Source organism: Brevibacillus sp. NPDC003359, assembly GCF_042878995.1.
Classification (GTDB): Bacteria; Bacillota; Bacilli; order Brevibacillales; family Brevibacillaceae; genus Brevibacillus.
Map to the genome: position 1 here is coordinate 101249 of NZ_JBIAOR010000008.1, position 15918 is coordinate 117166.

The 15918-nt window shown below is 48.3% G+C and carries 16 protein-coding genes; 5 read left to right on the plus strand and 11 right to left on the minus strand.

Annotated elements, in window-relative coordinates:
* Positions 1 to 245 precede the first annotated feature (245 nt).
* A complete protein-coding gene (locus tag ACFYU8_RS19335) occupies positions 246 to 2300 on the plus strand; it encodes a methyl-accepting chemotaxis protein (RefSeq protein WP_390302273.1) in 2055 nt (684 codons plus the stop codon).
* Between the two features lie 55 nt (positions 2301 to 2355).
* Here the strand turns inward: ACFYU8_RS19335 and gcvH are convergent, their stop codons facing one another.
* From gcvH to ACFYU8_RS19365, 6 genes are all read right to left on the minus strand, one after another.
* The gene (gcvH, locus tag ACFYU8_RS19340; protein ID WP_106839141.1) at positions 2356 to 2736 is read right to left on the minus strand and encodes a glycine cleavage system protein GcvH; all 381 of its coding nucleotides are present in this window, start codon (positions 2734 to 2736) and stop codon (positions 2356 to 2358) included.
* A gap of 59 nt (positions 2737 to 2795) precedes the next feature.
* The gene (locus ACFYU8_RS19345) at positions 2796 to 3248 is read right to left on the minus strand and encodes a redoxin domain-containing protein (RefSeq protein ID WP_390302276.1); all 453 of its coding nucleotides are present in this window, start codon (positions 3246 to 3248) and stop codon (positions 2796 to 2798) included.
* Positions 3249 to 3282: 34 nt separating this feature from the next.
* Positions 3283 to 4473 (minus strand): aminotransferase class I/II-fold pyridoxal phosphate-dependent enzyme, encoded by a 1191-nt coding sequence (locus ACFYU8_RS19350; protein ID WP_390302279.1) that lies wholly within the window; start codon positions 4471 to 4473, stop codon positions 3283 to 3285.
* Positions 4470 to 4841 carry an arsenate reductase family protein gene (locus ACFYU8_RS19355; RefSeq protein ID WP_390302282.1) on the minus strand — a complete coding sequence of 124 codons (372 nt, stop codon included), beginning with the start codon at positions 4839 to 4841 and terminating at the stop codon, positions 4470 to 4472. Before ACFYU8_RS19355 ends, ACFYU8_RS19350 begins: the two co-directional genes overlap by 4 nt.
* Positions 4842 to 4927: 86 nt before the next feature.
* Positions 4928 to 5104, minus strand: coding sequence for a hypothetical protein (locus ACFYU8_RS19360; protein WP_390302285.1), 177 nt, complete (start codon positions 5102 to 5104; stop codon positions 4928 to 4930).
* A gap of 48 nt (positions 5105 to 5152) precedes the next feature.
* Positions 5153 to 5965: a DUF2797 domain-containing protein gene (locus ACFYU8_RS19365; protein ID WP_106839144.1), complete on the minus strand. Its 813-nt coding sequence runs from the start codon at positions 5963 to 5965 to the stop codon at positions 5153 to 5155.
* Between the two features lie 140 nt (positions 5966 to 6105).
* On the opposite strand from ACFYU8_RS19365, the gene ACFYU8_RS19370 reads away from it, so the two are divergent.
* Positions 6106 to 6807: a polysaccharide deacetylase family protein gene (locus ACFYU8_RS19370; RefSeq protein ID WP_390302288.1), complete on the plus strand. Its 702-nt coding sequence runs from the start codon at positions 6106 to 6108 to the stop codon at positions 6805 to 6807.
* A 55-nt stretch (positions 6808 to 6862) separates the two neighbouring features.
* On the opposite strand, the gene ACFYU8_RS19375 is transcribed toward ACFYU8_RS19370, so the two are convergent.
* The gene (locus ACFYU8_RS19375; RefSeq protein WP_390302291.1) at positions 6863 to 7591 is read right to left on the minus strand and encodes an amino acid ABC transporter ATP-binding protein; all 729 of its coding nucleotides are present in this window, start codon (positions 7589 to 7591) and stop codon (positions 6863 to 6865) included.
* Between the two features lie 190 nt (positions 7592 to 7781).
* On the opposite strand from ACFYU8_RS19375, the gene sppA reads away from it, so the two are divergent.
* From sppA to ACFYU8_RS19390, 3 genes are all read left to right on the plus strand, one after another.
* Complete coding sequence (sppA, locus tag ACFYU8_RS19380) at positions 7782 to 8747, plus strand: signal peptide peptidase SppA (RefSeq protein ID WP_390302294.1); 966 nt, start codon at positions 7782 to 7784, stop codon at positions 8745 to 8747.
* A gap of 30 nt (positions 8748 to 8777) precedes the next feature.
* Positions 8778 to 9269, plus strand: coding sequence for an RDD family protein (locus tag ACFYU8_RS19385; protein WP_390302297.1), 492 nt, complete (start codon positions 8778 to 8780; stop codon positions 9267 to 9269).
* Positions 9270 to 9385: 116 nt separating this feature from the next.
* On the plus strand, positions 9386 to 10396 hold the full coding sequence (locus tag ACFYU8_RS19390) for a CAP domain-containing protein (protein WP_390302300.1): 1011 nt from the start codon (positions 9386 to 9388) through the stop codon (positions 10394 to 10396).
* Between the two features lie 70 nt (positions 10397 to 10466).
* Here ACFYU8_RS19390 and ACFYU8_RS19395 read toward each other — a convergent pair whose 3' ends face one another.
* From ACFYU8_RS19395 to ACFYU8_RS19410, 4 genes are all read right to left on the minus strand, one after another.
* Positions 10467 to 10619: a hypothetical protein gene (locus ACFYU8_RS19395; RefSeq protein WP_017251452.1), complete on the minus strand. Its 153-nt coding sequence runs from the start codon at positions 10617 to 10619 to the stop codon at positions 10467 to 10469.
* A gap of 134 nt (positions 10620 to 10753) precedes the next feature.
* Positions 10754 to 11938: an MFS transporter gene (locus tag ACFYU8_RS19400; protein WP_390302305.1), complete on the minus strand. Its 1185-nt coding sequence runs from the start codon at positions 11936 to 11938 to the stop codon at positions 10754 to 10756.
* Positions 11939 to 11966: 28 nt separating this feature from the next.
* Complete coding sequence (locus ACFYU8_RS19405; RefSeq protein ID WP_390302308.1) at positions 11967 to 14051, minus strand: ABC transporter ATP-binding protein; 2085 nt, start codon at positions 14049 to 14051, stop codon at positions 11967 to 11969.
* A gap of 19 nt (positions 14052 to 14070) precedes the next feature.
* Positions 14071 to 15813 (minus strand): ABC transporter ATP-binding protein, encoded by a 1743-nt coding sequence (locus ACFYU8_RS19410; protein ID WP_390302311.1) that lies wholly within the window; start codon positions 15811 to 15813, stop codon positions 14071 to 14073.
* Positions 15814 to 15918 lie beyond the last annotated feature (105 nt).

Sequence of the window (15918 nt, forward strand, 5' to 3'; positions counted from 1 at the left end):
GTCTGTATCCGCATTGTAGCCTATATGCCCACTAACACTCCACCCGCAAATGATACCAATAAGGTAATCAAATAAAGATTTGGTTTATCCATTTTACTCGATTTGCTTTGATTTCCGCAACATTTTCTGACTAGTATGAATATTTTCCCTCATTTGCCTAAATCCATCATACAAGATAGTCTTCATCTATCCGATAATAAGGAATAATAAACATTTTAGCAAAACTTCAAAAGGAGAGCGGATTCATGTTTCGTTTCAAAAGTCTTCGTGCTCGAACACTTACCATTACCCTTCCTGTCATCATCTTGACTCTTTTACTCGTCGTGGGCATCGGTTTCTGGTTCTCTGCCGACCAACTGAATCGGGAAATTGAGGACAAAATGAATTATCAACTAGATATGGTCGGCAGCCATGTGGAAAAGCAACTGCAGGCCCATAGCAAGGTAACGCTGAGTATGGCTCGCTTTATTGAAATGGCTCCTGTTACAAATTCGCTAGAGCAGTTAAATTCCCTGCTGTCCAAAACCGTTCTCATTAATGATACGACGGTCGGAATGGGAATTTTCATGGAACCTTACGCTTTTGACCCAAACAAGAAACTCGTTGCTACTTACGGGGCAAAGACCGACGGCAAGGTTAACATTACAGATGAGTACAGCAGCGAATCCTATAACTATCCAAATCAAGACTGGTACAAGGTCGGCAACACGACCACAAAGAAAACCGATTATTCTGAGCCGTACTTCGACGAAATTTCCAAGGTCTCCATGGTGACGGTAGTCGCTCCTTTTTACACCCCGGATAAAAAGCTTCTGGGAGTGGCCACAGACGATATTACACTCACTGACGTTGAAAAGCTCGTCTCTAGTACAAAAGCAGGTGAAACAGGCTGGGCCTTTTTGGTGGATCAAAAAGGGAGATACCTCGCTCATCCTCAAGCAGACAAGCTGATGAATCGCTCCGTTCAATCTGACGATAATGCTTCCTTGGCAGCAATAGGTCCTTCTCTTCTAGAAGAGAAGTCAGGAATGAAGACGTTTAATGATGAAAACGGCATCAATCGTGTTTATTTTCAAGAGCTCGGAGATACAAACTGGACCATCGCTCTCGTCATGCCAGAAAAAGAAATTGCCGATCCTCTCTATGACTTGTTCTTTGAGCTTTGTACAGTAAGTCTGATCGGTCTGTTGATCATGATTGCAGTCATTTATTACTTCAGCAAATATCTGACCAAACAAATTGATCGGGCCAACCAGCTCGCGCATGCCCTCTCCAATGGAGATTTTACTGTCTCCATGGATATCAAGACATCTGATGAGATTGGCGTTATGGCTAACCGCTTCAACTCCATGACGGCAACCTTGCGAGAAACGCTCGGTCAAGTCAGCTTCAACGCTCAACAGGTTGCTGCTACGTCTGAGCAATTGATGGCAAGTGCGGAGCAGACGAACAAAGCAACAGAGCAGATCGCTCAATCCGTTCAAGAAATTGCCTACGGTACTGAACAGCAAGTGGATGCGACCGTTCAAGGCTATGATGTCATCAACGAGATTGCCGTGCACATCGAAGCGATGGAAAAAGGCATTGAGGATGTAAATCTCTCTACACAAGAAGCGAACCGCCAAGCCACAGATGGCAATCAGATGGCAGCCAAAACGGTCGAGCACATGGATGTGATCCATAGCCAGATGACCAAGACTTCTACGATTGTCAATACGCTAGGCAAACGCTCCCAAGAGATTGGAGAAATGATTTCACTCATCACGACGATCGCCAATCAAACCAACCTGCTCGCTCTGAACGCAGCTATCGAAGCAGCTCGCGCCGGAGAACAAGGACGAGGCTTTGCAGTTGTAGCCGACGAGGTGCGCAAATTGGCCGAGCAGTCCAGTTCTGCCGCCGAGCAGGTCAGTCATAGCGTCACCGTAATTCAGCAGGACACAGGCTCGGCGATCGCGGCTATGAATCATGGCTCTTCTATTTTGGGGGAAGGCATGACTCTCGTTCGCTCAACAGGAAATGCATTTGAGCAAATAACTGGCTCCACGTCGGGGCTGCTCGTCCGTATGAATGAAGTGACAACGGAAATGAGCAAGATCAGTCAGCAAATGCAGACGATTGTATCCGCCATTACGCATATTACACAAATAGCAGAGCAATCAGCCGGCAACTCTCAAACGGTTGCAGCAGCAGCGGAAGAACAAACTGCTTCCATGCAGGAAATCTCTTCGGCTGCAACGATGCTGGCGAAAATGGCAGAAGAGCTTAATGATGCAGTACGAACATTCAAGTTGGAGTAGTCCGTCCATAAACGAAGAAAAGCCGGAGCATATAAGCCCCGGCTTTTTTTGTTTCCTATTCTTTTACCATCGCTTCGTACTTGTCTGCATCCATCAGCTTGTCCAACCCAGCTGCATCAGACAATTCGACGACGATCATCCATGCTTGCTCATATGGCGAGGAGTTAACCAGTTCAGGTGCGTCTTCCAGTTCGCCATTAACTTCTACTACTTTACCAGTTACAGGAGCGTACAGCTCAGAAACGGTTTTTACCGATTCCACACTGCCAAACGGTTCATCCTGTTGGATTGTCGTGCCTACCTCAGGCAATTCGACAAACACGATGTCACCCAGCTCTGCTTGAGCAAAAGAAGTGATTCCGATGTACGCCTTGTTTCCTTCTACTCGCACCCACTCATGCTCTTCACTGTAACGTAGATTTTTCGGGAATTCCATCGTTTACATATCCTCCTATCGGGTACAATCCATTACACATACATAATTAGACGAACATTCTAGGATTCCTCTTCGATCCCCAAAATTCTGAACAAGCGTTTTTTTACCAGTTGAAGACCCTTCTCTCCTGCCTGAAAGTGATGCAACTGAAGAGCCTCATCAAACAAATAAAAAGCGGGGACGTATTCATTCTGGAATGCATCGACTGTCTTTCTATCATTATCGATTGCAATAGGATGTGTCAAATGTTGTTCTGCAATCGCTTTCTTAATCATCTCGATATCTGTATCTTTTTCCGAATGAGGCATATGAATTCCAATGACCTTCAAACCGTTAGCAGCGTATTGGTCTCGCCATTCGTTTATGCTTGGCATCGATTCTTTGCACATGTAACAACTGACGGACCAGATATGCACCAAGACAGGACTTCCAACCAAATCAGCCTTGGTTACTTGCCCGTTGATCCACTCCGTAATCCCAGGAAAATCAGGCATTTCTTCACGCAAACGCATGAAAGCTCATCCCCTCTGTCTTTTACTTCAATCGCTACACACTTGTTTTCATGCGAAGAATCCCAGATTGATCGATGGCAGCCACAGCCTCCAACAGAATAGTGGGAGGTTGGACGAGAGCAATTCTTACATACCCTTCTCCTTCTTCGCCGAAGGCACTTCCCGGAACGACCACGACTCCGGCCTTTTCCAGCAACGCGAAGGCAAACTCTCGAGACGTCCAGCCGTTCGGTACAGCTGCCCAGACGAACATGGTCGCCTTGGGAGATGGGATGCTCCATCCCGCTTTTTCCAATGCGCCTAGCAGCACATCACGCCGTTCCTGGTAAACGGGTGCAACTGTGTTTTTCCCATCCGATTCCCGATCATTTCGCAAAGCCTCAATGGCCATTTGCTGTACAGGCAAAAAGACGCCGTAATCGATATTGGACTTTACAATCGCAAGCGGCTTGATAATGTCTGCATTCCCTACAACATAAGCGATCCGGCAACCTGCCATGTTGAAGCTCTTGGAAAACGAATTAAACTCGATTCCCACATCCTTCGCTCCCGGCACTTGCAAAAAACTCGGCGCTTGGTAGCCGTCAAACACCATTTCCGAATAAGCCAAATCATGAACGACGATAATGTCAAAACGCTTGGCAAAAGCCACGACCTCTTCAAAAAAGGCAAGGGTAGCGACCGCGGAAACTGGATTATTCGGATAGTTCAGAATCATAAACGTGGCACGAGCCGCAATCTCCTCTGGAATGTCTGTCAGTTTTGGCAAAAAATCATTTTCTGCCCGCAGAGGCATCCGGTAAGGTACAGCTCCCGCCAAATGAACACTGCCTTCGTAGATAGGATACCCAGGATCAGGTACGAGGACAATATCTCCTGGATCGGTCCATGCCAAAGCAAAGTGAGCCAAACCATCCTGTGACCCCATCAAGGAATGAATCTCCCCATCTGGCACCAGCTCCACCCCAAAACGATAGTGATACCAGCGAGCGACCTCTTCACGAAAAGCCGCCGTTCCATCGCTCAATGGATAGCGAAAAGCAGTTGGTTGCGAGATGGCATGGATTAATGTTTGCAGAAGATTCTCGTCAGGCTGCTGATCAGGACTGCCGATGCTCAAGTCGTATACCGTTTTTGTTTTGGCAACTTCCCTTTTGCGAGCCGCCATTTCTGAGAAAATATCGGCAGAAAGATGGTTCAGTCTTTTGGAAGGTTGGCGCATCATGCCTTCCCTCCCCAAACCTTTTCCAGCTCTTCTGCTTTGAAGCCAAGTGTTACGGTTTGATCGCTTGCGATAAGAGGCCGCTTGATCAGCTTGCCATTGGAAGCCAACAGCCCAAGCATTTCATCCTCGGACATCGTAGGTAGCTTGTCCTTCAAGCCCAGCTCACGGTACTGGACACCACTCACATTGAAAAACTTGCGCAGATCGAGACCGCTTGTCTGCCAAATTTGGCGCAGCTCTTCTTTGGACGGGGGTGCATCCACGATCGGAATTTCTTCGAAGCCAATATTTTGATCCGTGAGCCATTTTTTCGCTTTGCGGCATGTATCACATTTGTTGTATAGGTAGGCCTTCGTTGTCATATTCATTTCCTCGCTTTTTCGTTTCTACAAAAACGACAGCCGTCCCTCTCTTCTGGCTGTCGTTCATACGTAAGCTTCCATTGTGGAATCCGTTATTCGGTGCGCCCGCTCTTTGCATGTTCTTTTTCATTCGTCTTCATGTCAGGGTTTACCTGCCACATTTGCGAAAGCGGCGAAAAGGGCACCCCTAGTTGCTTGGCATCCTGATCTTCCACTGCCTCAGCCATTGTCCCGGTCAAAGGCATGGTATATTCAATGTGCTCATCCATCTGCCCCATCCTCCTTCACTTTTCCTAGTGTGAGGAGTTTGCACGGCATTATGCAGATGGTTTTGCTTTGATCTCCACTTGGTAACCGGCGTGCTTTCTCGTCTGGAACACACCATTGTCAAAAATCAAATACTGTGCTTTCACACCGATCAAACGGCCGCCGAGCTGTTCTTCTTTATCAAGCGTCTTGGAATTAATTTTATCCAGTGACTCCAAGATCGGATAGGCAATATCGACCCATTCGTCCTCGCGATATTGGAATGCTTTAAACTGTTCTGGGAAATGACCGTACACTTCATCACGCATGGCGAGCAAGTCTATTTCCTTCACATCGCCCTTGAGCATTTTTCGCCAATTGGTCTTGTCCGGCAAAAACTGACTCAAGTGGAATTCGAGCTCCCCAGCCATCCGACGAGTGGGAACCTCCGCAATTGGAATCGCGCGAATCGCGCCTTGATCCACCCAACGTCTCAATTCATTATGCTTGCGAGTCAATCCTACCTTAATATCACTCGACACTGCCAGATAGACAAAATGAGGAATCATGCAATATCTCTCGCCGAAGCTCTCGTCCCGGCAAGTCCCTAAGTCAAAATGACATTCATGCGGCTTGACGATGCACAAGTCATTTTCCGGCAGCTTGGTAAAACAGGGATAGCAATACCCGCTGTTAAACGTCTTATTTGTTTTGCGGCCACAGGCAATACAATTTTTTTCGCCTAAAAACGAAATCGTCAATTCACTACCCAGCCATTCATTAAGCGGAAGGCGATCCTCACCGATATTCAAATAGTAGTCTACCGGCTTGTCCCCTCCATGATACTCGTGCGTTAGTCCTTGCAAAATACCGCGGAGTTCCACCAAACTCTCTCCTCTCCTATGTACGGTTCTTTCATTTTAACATAACCGCTACCCACTCTGACCGCTGTTTTCTTTTGGTAGCATGTTTTCCCTGGCAGGAGGTAACCTAATCACATACCAGAAGAAGGAGGCGATTGTCCATGCGCAAATGCATACGGTACGCCTTGCTTTTCGCCTGCCTTCTTGGCTACGGCACCCTACCTGCTTTTGCCCAGCAAACACTGCCTTCGTATGAGCCGATCCACAGAATCGACACAGAGAAAAAGGTCGTCGCCCTCACTTTTGATGATGGACCGGATGCTGTCTATACACCTAAAATTCTTGAGGTGCTGCATCAGTACAACGTTCGCGCTACGTTTTTTGTCCTCGGCTCACAGGTGGACAAGCATCCAAAGGTCATGCAGTGGATTTACAAGGCTGGGCATGAAATCGGCAATCACGGCTACCACCATTTTGATCTAAACAAACTGACCGAGCATGAAGTGTACGAAGAAATCAAGCATGCAGAGCGTTCCATTTTGAAGACGACCGGCATTTTGGCGCAATACTACCGTCCACCGTACGGCATCCTGTCACATGATGTCATGAATGCCGTGCAATCCAGTGGCTACGACATCATTCACTGGTCCGTTGATCCTCGTGATTGGTCTTTGGCACGCACGGCTAACGTCATTGCCAAAAGTGTCAAGAGCAATGTCTCCTCCGGGGATATCATTCTGTTTCATGATGGGGGACTTAATCAAGCGCAAACAGTCGCTGCGCTCAGGGAGCTCATCACGGATTTGCGGTCGCAGGGCTATCGGTTTGTCACAGTCAGCCAATTGTTGGATGCAGCAAAATAATATAGCACCAGTGCCTCGTTTTTCATGAAACAAAACGAAGCAACTGGTGCCTTTTTTACGCCAATACCTTGCCCAAGAACGTACGCAAACGATCATTACTGTTATTTCCAAAAACCTCACTGGGATGGCCTTCTGCCATAATGATCCCTTGATCCATAAATATGATTCGGTCTCCCACTTCCTTGGCAAAATTCATTTCGTGGGTCACGACCACCATTGTCATGCCTTCTTTGGCTAAATTTTTGATGACGGCAAGCACCTCTCCTACAAGCTCCGGGTCTAACGCGGAAGTCGGCTCGTCAAACAGCATAACCTTTGGATTCATGGCGAGCGCCCTTGCGATTGCCACTCGTTGCATCTGCCCACCAGACAGCCGCTCGGGATACACATCGGCTTTATCCTGCAGCCCTACCTTCTGCAAAAGAGCCAAGCCTTGCTTGCGCGCTTCCTCCTGAGAGATTTTCTTTACTTTTACAGGGGCCAGCATGACGTTTTCCAGTACCGTTTTATGCGGAAAAAGATTAAAGCGTTGAAAGACCATCCCTACCTCTTCTCTGACTTTATTAATATCGGTCTTGGGGTCTGACAAATCATGTCCGTTGATGACAATCTTTCCGCTACTCATTTCCTCCAGCTGATTCAAGCAACGCAAAAACGTGCTCTTACCCGAGCCTGACGGACCAATGACACAGACTACTTCCTTTTCTGCTACCTGAGTCGTAATACCCTTCAACACTTTCAGATCGCCGTAGTTCTTCGTCAAATTCGACACCTGTATAATCATTTGTCTGTCCCCCTATTGCGATAAAACAAGCTTGGTTATCGTTCTTGTCATTCCATTTTACCGCAATAGTCTAAAAATTGCATGAATTTACTCGTCCTCGTAGACGATCCCGTCCATCCCATTTTTTCCAGTGCTCGTCCCATGCGTAACTATGCCCTCGACGGCTCATGCTAAGTGTGAGGTGGTTTTCATGCATCGAAAAAAATGGGTCGCTCTCGTAATCGTACTGGTCGTTTTTCTATTAGGACTTTTGGTGGAGGGTATTTACGGGACTTACACGGAGCTCGTCGACCATCCTGGATTCGCTTGGGAAGAAAATTTGGTATCGGGCTATGGCAACAACAAAATTGTGCAGCTGTTTGTGAACGGCGTTATTTCGGGGCAACAAAATAACACTGGGCTGGCTTCGATGACGGAGCTATTGACTGAACAGCTACGCCGAATTGAAGAGGATGAGATGGTGAAAGCCGTGGTCCTTCGCATTGATAGTCCAGGTGGAGAAGTCGTCGCTACCGATGAACTGCACAAACGCTTGCTACGACTCAAGCAGGTCCGCAAGCTTCCCGTCGTCGTCAGCATGGGCTCCACAGCAGCCTCTGGCGGCTATTACTTGGCCACAACAGGCGATGCGATTTTTGCCAATCCCAACACACTGACCGGAAGCCTCGGCGTGATTTTCAATCTGTTTAACTATAGTGAAGCTGCGGACAAGCTGGGTGTGCATCAATACGCGATCAAAAGCGGACGCTTCAAGGATATCGGCAGTCCGGCCCGGCCACTGACGGACCCAGAGCGGCAAATTTTCCAATCACTTGTCAACGAAAGCTACAACAATTTCGTCGATGTCATCGTCAAAGGGCGTAATCTCTCTCGCCAACGCGTACTGGAAATCGCTGACGGCCGTGTCTATTCCGGTGAGCAAGCAAAACGACTGGGGCTCATCGATGAATTCGGGGATTTGGAGGAAGCGACACGCTACGCTCTCTCTTTGTCTGGTGAAAAGGACGCCATGGTCATACGCTATGCAGACCAGCTCTCCATCAGCAAGCTGTTATTCAGCATGAAGCAGTACTGGTCGAATCCTGATCCGCTTGGTCTCAATCGAATATGGGACCGCCAAAGCTCACCTCGCCTACTGTATCAGTTCATGCCTTAGCTTGTTAAAACGAAAAAGGAGTGGCTTATCATGAACCAGCTTTCCGACGAAGAAAAAGCACATGATCCCAATTCCCTTGACCCCTATTCAGAAGCTCATCCCCAACATTTGTATGCTGGCTTCTGGATTCGTGTGGTGGCGTCGATCCTCGATTCGTTGTTTTTGATCGGCATTAGCTACCTCATTTTCAATCCGTTACGACGTTTTTTTGCCGTTCCTTACGCCTCTTTTCACTTCATCGATTTGGTAGAGGTGTTGTTTGATCTCCTCTATATGATCTTGCTGACCTGGTGGACCGGACAAACCTTGGGAAAACTGATTACTGGCATCCGTGTCGTCAGTGCCAGACAGGCGCGAGGCAGTTTGTCTGGCGGACAGGTATTTTTACGTGAAATCATCGGCAAATTCGTCGCTTCACTCGTGTTCGGACTGGGATATTTATGGGTCGCATGGCACCCAAGAAAGCAAGGCTGGCATGATCTGATTGCCAAAACATACGTCATCCGGGATCGTCGACCATAACCTCCGCTCTATAGCGGGGGTTTTATTTTTGCTTCCTTGGTCCCTATTTTTGTAGATGCTTCCTGCCGATACCATTACCAACAAGGCAGATCCTATCCAACCGAGGAGGAAGATACATGCGTAAACAGAAAGTAACCAGCATCCTCGCCCTGAGCCTTTCGCTGGCTCTGCTCGGCCACCTTGCCCCTGTCCTTCCTGTTTCAGCTGCATCCGCTGTCCCTCAAACAGCAGCCGTTAAAACGAATGACGTCTATAACCTTCAGCTAGGAATGAGCACAGCACAGGTAGAACAAACATTAGGCAAGCCTGTCCGCATTGATCCTAGTCATACGGGCGTGGAATGGTGGATTTACAATCAAGATTTAAATAACTACATTCAAGTCGGCATGCAAAACGGCAAAGTCGTGTCGTTGTTTACCAATGGAGCCAAGCTGAATATGGGGGGCATCACGATTGGCTCTACCACAAAAGATCTACAAAACAGCTGGGGTGCACCGCAAAACACGCTGACGATCATCCCAAGCTTGCGTATTCAAAAAAATACGCTTACTCATCCGACCTATGTACAAAACAATCAGGCGATTACCTTCTCTATCGATCAGCTGGGTGGAAATAAGGTCGCAGGAGTGCGCATCTCTACTCCTGAGCATTTTGCCACGATTGCGATTGGCTTGATGTATCCCATTTCCTATACGAAATTACCTGAACTGCCGAAACTGACAGACGCACAGCTGAAACAAGTAGCGCTCGCATACGAGAAACAAAATTTGGACTTGCTCAACGTAGCAAGACAACGTGCCAAGCTGCCTGTTATCACTTGGGATGAACAAGTTGCAGCAGTGGCCAGAGCACACAGCCAAGACATGGCCCAGTATAACTTTTTCAACCATACCTCCCCATCTACGGGAAGTCCGTTTGATCGTTTGAAGCAAGCTGGCATTCGCTACAGCTCTGCTGGTGAAAATATTGCTTACGGACAACTAGACGGGATCGAAGCCCATATGAGCTGGATGAACTCCGCAGGTCATCGTCAAAACTTGCTCAATCCAACATTCAAGCAACTCGGTGTCGGTATCGTGATGAAAGATGGCCGCCCTTATTTCACGCAAAATTTTATCACCCGCTAACCCTACAGCAAAAAGACACGCCTTCGTCAGTGGCGTGTCTTTTTTTGAGAAACAAAGTTAAAGTGTAAAGTTATGGCTGAGAAGTTGCATTTGTAGTCGCAGGTGCAGGTGCAGACGGTGTAGGAGCCTGGCCGTCATCAGAGAAAAACGGAATGATTACCAGACTGAGCACGAAAAATAAGATCCAGGCAATGCCTCTTCTGAAAATGCATGGTGTCAGCATCGGGTAACCCCTTCCAATCATGCAGTTCTACTTACTATTCATACGCTTCCCTCCTTGATGCCCGTTTATGCTTTTTTGGGTAAAAAAAATAAAAGCCTCGCCAAAAGCTTGGCGAAGCTTGCACATCGTTGTCTTTACCCCTGTTTTTGCAACGGCATCGAATACGTCTGTTCTTGGCTTGCTTTTTGTTTGAAAAACAGGCAAGCTGCCGCAAAAACAATGAGCAGCGATCCCATCAGCCAAAAGATCGTCCACGGCTCCCACACGTCCATCAGCAGGCCATTCATATTCGGAGCCAAAATGCTGGCGACGCCAAAATTGACGCCGGCAATAATTCCTGCGGTAGGAACCATCGAGGCAGGTAAAATATCTGCCGAAAAAGCCAAGCCCAGTGAGTAAAAGGAACCGACAGCTGCACCTGCTATGGCCAACAACAGCATCATCAGCCATATGTTTTCACCTGCAAACGGGAACAGGAAGAAGGCCAATCCCCCTACGAGAGCACACACGAGCATGACCTGCTTGCGTCCTATACGGTCACTCAATGCCCCCAGCGGCATCTGCAAGATAATACTGCCCACGACAAACGACGGAAGGATCAAGGAAACCCATTCAACGGACAAGCCAGTACGTAAGGCATAAACGGGAAAACTGCCGTTGAGCGACGTCTCCATGAATCCGAACAAAAACGAAGGAATCAGCGCCAGCCAGGCAAGTCGCAAAACAAATGCATATTTGTTCTGCTTCTTTTCCGTTTGTTCGATCTGTTCGGGGAACTCATTTTTGATACGGGATAATAGCAAAAAGGCAACCAGATACAAAACGAGCAAAGCGCCAAACGGTACCCAAATCCCCAAATGCAACACGCTTAAGCCCAGTGGACCAATACTAAAGCCCACTCCATAGGCCAGCCCGTAAATGGAAAGATCGCGTCCCCGATTCTGGGGAGCTGCGATCTTGGTCACCCACATTTGACTGGCGTAATGTAAACCGCTATCGCCCACACCCATTAATAAACGTAAAAAGAACCAGATCACTAAATGGTTGAACATCGGGATGAGCGCTGTTGCGATCGTCACCAACAGCAACCCCCACAAAATCGTGGCCCGGTATCCAATGCGCCGAAGTGGGATTTCCAAAAATGGATTGACCATGACCATCCCAATATACAAAGCAGCGGCGTTGAGTCCGTTCATCACGGATGAAACACCTTGTTTTTCCAATAAAACCGTCAGCATCGGGATCGTCAAGCCTTGACTTAACCCCGCAATCCCGACAACCAAAATCAACACCCAAAAGGTGTAGCGCGTCTGTGACATGGTGTTGTTTCTCCTTCCTAGCTCCCTACTAAGCACTCTCTAATGAAGCACTTCCCTGCTGAAGCTGATACATTTTTTGATATAGACCATTTTGCGCCATGAGTTCATCATGTGTACCTCGCTCCATGATTTCTCCACGGGACAAAACGAGAATTTGGTCAGCGTGCTGAATCGTCGACAACCGGTGCGCAATGATGAATGTTGTCCTACCTTTTGATAGTACATGCAACGCTTCTTGAATAGCTAGCTCTGTTTCACTGTCAATGCTTGCCGTAGCTTCGTCCAAGATCAGCATCGCGGGATCAGCAGCCAGTGCCCGTGCAAAAGAGATCAATTGGCGTTGGCCTGCGGATAGCGTCATGCCTCGCTCGACGACTGGTTCATCATAACCGCCAGGCAGCTTGGAAATGAATTCGTCAGCACGTACTGCTTTGGCAGCCCGCTTCACTTCTTCATCCGTAACCTTATCATTGTACATACGAATATTGAATCCAATGCTTCCCGTAAACAAGAACGGGTCCTGCAAAACGAGTCCGACATGACTGCGCAATGAGTGCGTATCAATCTGTCTCATATCTTGCCCGTCGATCAAAATGCTCCCTTTTGTCACCGGATAGAAACCGAGCAGCAAATTCATCAAAGAGCTTTTTCCCGATCCAGTGTGCCCTACCAGCGCAATCGTCTGACCAGGCTGCGCCGTAAAGGAGACGTTTTTCAAGACGTAATCGTCACCCTGATAAGCAAAAGATACGTTATCAAAGACAACCTCTCCACGCGGACGCTCGATTTGTGTACCGGCTTCTTGCTTCTCCGGCGTCTCATCCATAATTTCGAAGACACGTCCCGCCGAAATGGTCGCCTGCTGCATTTGCGACAACCGATTCATGATCATGTTGATCGGTTCGAAAAAACGCCCCATGTAATCGACAAAAGCAAAAAGCGCACCGAAGGAAATCGCGCTGTGGAAGGAAGTCGAGCCGTAATACCAGACGATCAGGGTCAAGGAAATTTTCCAGATCAAATCTACTGCTGGGCGCAAAAGCAAGGATTCCAGATTGATTTCTTTCATCCGCACCTTGAAGTAGTCTTCGCCTACATCAGCAAACTCCTTTTGTACACCTTTCTCCCGACGAAAAGCCTGTACGATCGTCATGTTCTGGATCATTTCATTGATCGTTGTGTTCATATCACCGAGCTTCGCGCGAATTACCGCATAGTAGCGAGAACTGTACTTTTGATACACGTAGACTAACAGTACAAGCACTGGCACCGTCAAAAAGCAGAAGAGAGCGAGCTCAGGCTGCAAAATGTAGAGCGCAATCAAGATTCCAATCAAATAAAGACCGTTCTGTACAAATGTAGCGAGCACACTTACATACAACTCACGGATAGCTTCTGTATCATTGCTCACCCGGGAGACAAGCGCACCTACTGGCGTTTTGTCAAAAAAGGCAACCGGGAGCTTTTGCAAATGGATAAACAGCTTCATCCGCATTTGCTGAATGATGCGCTGGGCGATCTTTTGCAGCCACAAAATCTGGACGTAGTTGAAACCAGCTGAGAGCAAGATCAGTGCTCCATAACCTACGGACAGCCAGACAATGGGCAGGACATCCCCCTGATACATCGCCTTGACTTCCTCTGCGGTCAGCCGAATGCCTGTAGAGGTCGTGCTTTGTCCTGATTGATTCCTCGTTGTTATCTCGAAGCGCTCCCTGCCGTTTTCTGGCGCAATCGGGGTGATTTGCTTCTTCGTGTTTGGATTCACCTTGCCAGAAACTAAGTAATAGGTCGTGCCTTCTGTCAGCACGGTTACTTCTTTTTGGTTGATGCTGTCCAAAGCAAGACCCGTCTTTGTTGCGACATCCTCACGAATATAGTTCGTACCGTTCAGTGAGGCGACTTGCCCCGCTGCTTGTGGTGGCACTTCGTCCAGTTGATACCAAGGCTTCTGGATCGCCAGGATGTGATTATCAATCATGACTTTGGCTAAAAAAGGACCTGCCAGCTCTGCGCTCGTTCCCAGCAAGAGCAGGAACAGCGCCCCCAGTATTTGCTTTTGAAATGGTCTGGCGTACTCGGTCAAACGCCCCCATATATTTTCTTTGCTCATGAAACGCTCTCCCCCTCTCTCAACCAGCCACATCCTGTTCCATTTGCTGACGACGGTACTGCTCTGCATACCAGCCGTTGTGCTGCATCAGCTCGTCATGTGTCCCTCGCTCGACAATCTGCCCCTCATCCAGCACGAGAATCAGTTGAGCGTGTTGGACGGCAGATAGACGATGAGCGGTAATAATCGTCGTTTTATCCGCGCGCTCCTGTCGCAGATGACGGAGGATGCTCTCCTCTGTCCGCGCGTCCACAGCCGATAAAGAATCGTCGAGAATCAGGATACCCGCATCCATCAAAAGAGCACGTGCAATGGAAATGCGCTGTTTTTGCCCCCCGGAGAGGGTGACCCCCTTCTCTCCAACCATGGTTTGCAATCCATCTCTGAATTGCGCCAGATCTCTCTTCATCTCCGCAAGCTCCAACGCATGCATCACTTCCTCGGTCGTCGCCTGTGGTTTCCCGAATGCAACATTTTCCGCAATCGTCCGTGAGAACAGCAAATGCTCCTGAGGCACATAGCCGATTTTTTCTCGCAGCGTATCGAAGGCGAGTCCTTCGATCGGGATGCCCCCGATAAACAGAGCTTGCTCCTTCATCTGATATTGATGCAAGAAGGCACGGCAAAGCGTCGACTTGCCGCTCCCCGTCCGCCCGACAATCCCAAGCGTCTCCCCTTCGCCCAAGCGAAACGAGATCTCGGTGAGGGCCGGCTTGTCAGTGCCCGGATACGTAAAAGAAAAATGACGGGCTTCTACTGTATTGGCTATTTGGCTCGTGATCGGATTCTCCGCCTCCGTCACATCTGGTTGCTCCACCATTAGCTCTGTAAAACGCTTGTGGGAAGCGCCACCACGCTGCAACACATTGACCAGCCAACCAAAGGCGAACATCGGCCAAATTAAAAGTCCCAAGTATAAATTGAACGCAACCAAATCGCCTAAGGAGATGGCGCTGGTGAATACCAAATACGTCCCATAGCCCAGCCCGATCAAAAAGCTGAAGCCAATAATAATCGCGATCGTCGGCTCGAACAGGGCGTCGATCCGCGATACACTCACATTTCGCTCCAACGTTTTTTCACTGACCCGGCGATATGACTCGATATCGGCCTTTTCCTGAACAAATGCTCTCAATACCCGTACGCCCGATACAGATTGTTGAACATGGTCATTCATCTCTCCGAAAGCTTCCTGCGCCAAGTAAAAACGCTCATGTAGCAACCTTCCATAGTACGCTGTTGACCAAGCCAAAAACGGCATTGGGATCAATGCAGCCAGCGTCAGCTTCCAATCAATTGCGGTCACCATGACGCACAGCGTTAACAAGGTCATGAACAGCGCATCGACAAGCGTAAGCACCCCTGTACTAGCCGTTTGTTCAATGGCAGGAATGTCGTTGGTAGCGACGGCCATCAGATCCCCACTGCGTTTGCGATGAAAAAACGACGGGGTCATTCTCGTCAAATGGGCAAACAGTCGCTCGCGCAACGTCCTCTCCAGTATCAAGGCTCCCCCATTTAACAAGTACCTCCAGAGATACCGCAATCCATACAAGCTAACACCCAATACGAGCAAGATGACCACAGTTTGCGTCAAGTCAGCGTCCGTCAGGGAACTGTTGCGAATCGAATCCACTGTGTCCCCGATTAATTTCGGCGGCCAAAGCATAAGGACATCAATGATAAACAGCACAGAGATCCCTATGACGTACCGTTTCCAATAGGCACGGAAAAACCAAGATAATTGCCGAAGTGTCTGCATGTAAATCACCTCTATTTATCCTAACAGCCGGACTAAAAAAAGGGCCTGCGAATCACGCGCAGCCCTTTTTGATCTGTCCTCACCATCGTAATTTACAGAATTTTC

Bases quoted from the DNA above. Each gene is read 5' to 3' on its own strand.
- ACFYU8_RS19335 (WP_390302273.1), top strand. From the start codon at position 246: ATGTTTCGTTTCAAAAGTCTTCGTGCTCGAACACTTACCATTACCCTT.
- gcvH (WP_106839141.1), bottom strand. From the start codon at position 2,736: ATGGAATTCCCGAAAAATCTACGTTACAGTGAAGAGCATGAGTGGGTG.
- ACFYU8_RS19345 (WP_390302276.1), bottom strand. From the start codon at position 3,248: ATGCGTTTGCGTGAAGAAATGCCTGATTTTCCTGGGATTACGGAGTGG.
- ACFYU8_RS19350 (WP_390302279.1), bottom strand. From the start codon at position 4,473: ATGATGCGCCAACCTTCCAAAAGACTGAACCATCTTTCTGCCGATATT.
- ACFYU8_RS19355 (WP_390302282.1), bottom strand. From the start codon at position 4,841: ATGAATATGACAACGAAGGCCTACCTATACAACAAATGTGATACATGC.
- ACFYU8_RS19360 (WP_390302285.1), bottom strand. From the start codon at position 5,104: ATGGATGAGCACATTGAATATACCATGCCTTTGACCGGGACAATGGCT.
- ACFYU8_RS19370 (WP_390302288.1), top strand. From the start codon at position 6,106: ATGCGCAAATGCATACGGTACGCCTTGCTTTTCGCCTGCCTTCTTGGC.
- ACFYU8_RS19375 (WP_390302291.1), bottom strand. From the start codon at position 7,591: ATGATTATACAGGTGTCGAATTTGACGAAGAACTACGGCGATCTGAAA.
- sppA (WP_390302294.1), top strand. From the start codon at position 7,782: ATGCATCGAAAAAAATGGGTCGCTCTCGTAATCGTACTGGTCGTTTTT.
- ACFYU8_RS19385 (WP_390302297.1), top strand. From the start codon at position 8,778: ATGAACCAGCTTTCCGACGAAGAAAAAGCACATGATCCCAATTCCCTT.
- ACFYU8_RS19390 (WP_390302300.1), top strand. From the start codon at position 9,386: ATGCGTAAACAGAAAGTAACCAGCATCCTCGCCCTGAGCCTTTCGCTG.
- ACFYU8_RS19395 (WP_017251452.1), bottom strand. From the start codon at position 10,619: ATGCTGACACCATGCATTTTCAGAAGAGGCATTGCCTGGATCTTATTT.
- ACFYU8_RS19400 (WP_390302305.1), bottom strand. From the start codon at position 11,938: ATGTCACAGACGCGCTACACCTTTTGGGTGTTGATTTTGGTTGTCGGG.
- ACFYU8_RS19405 (WP_390302308.1), bottom strand. From the start codon at position 14,051: ATGAGCAAAGAAAATATATGGGGGCGTTTGACCGAGTACGCCAGACCA.
- ACFYU8_RS19410 (WP_390302311.1), bottom strand. From the start codon at position 15,813: ATGCAGACACTTCGGCAATTATCTTGGTTTTTCCGTGCCTATTGGAAA.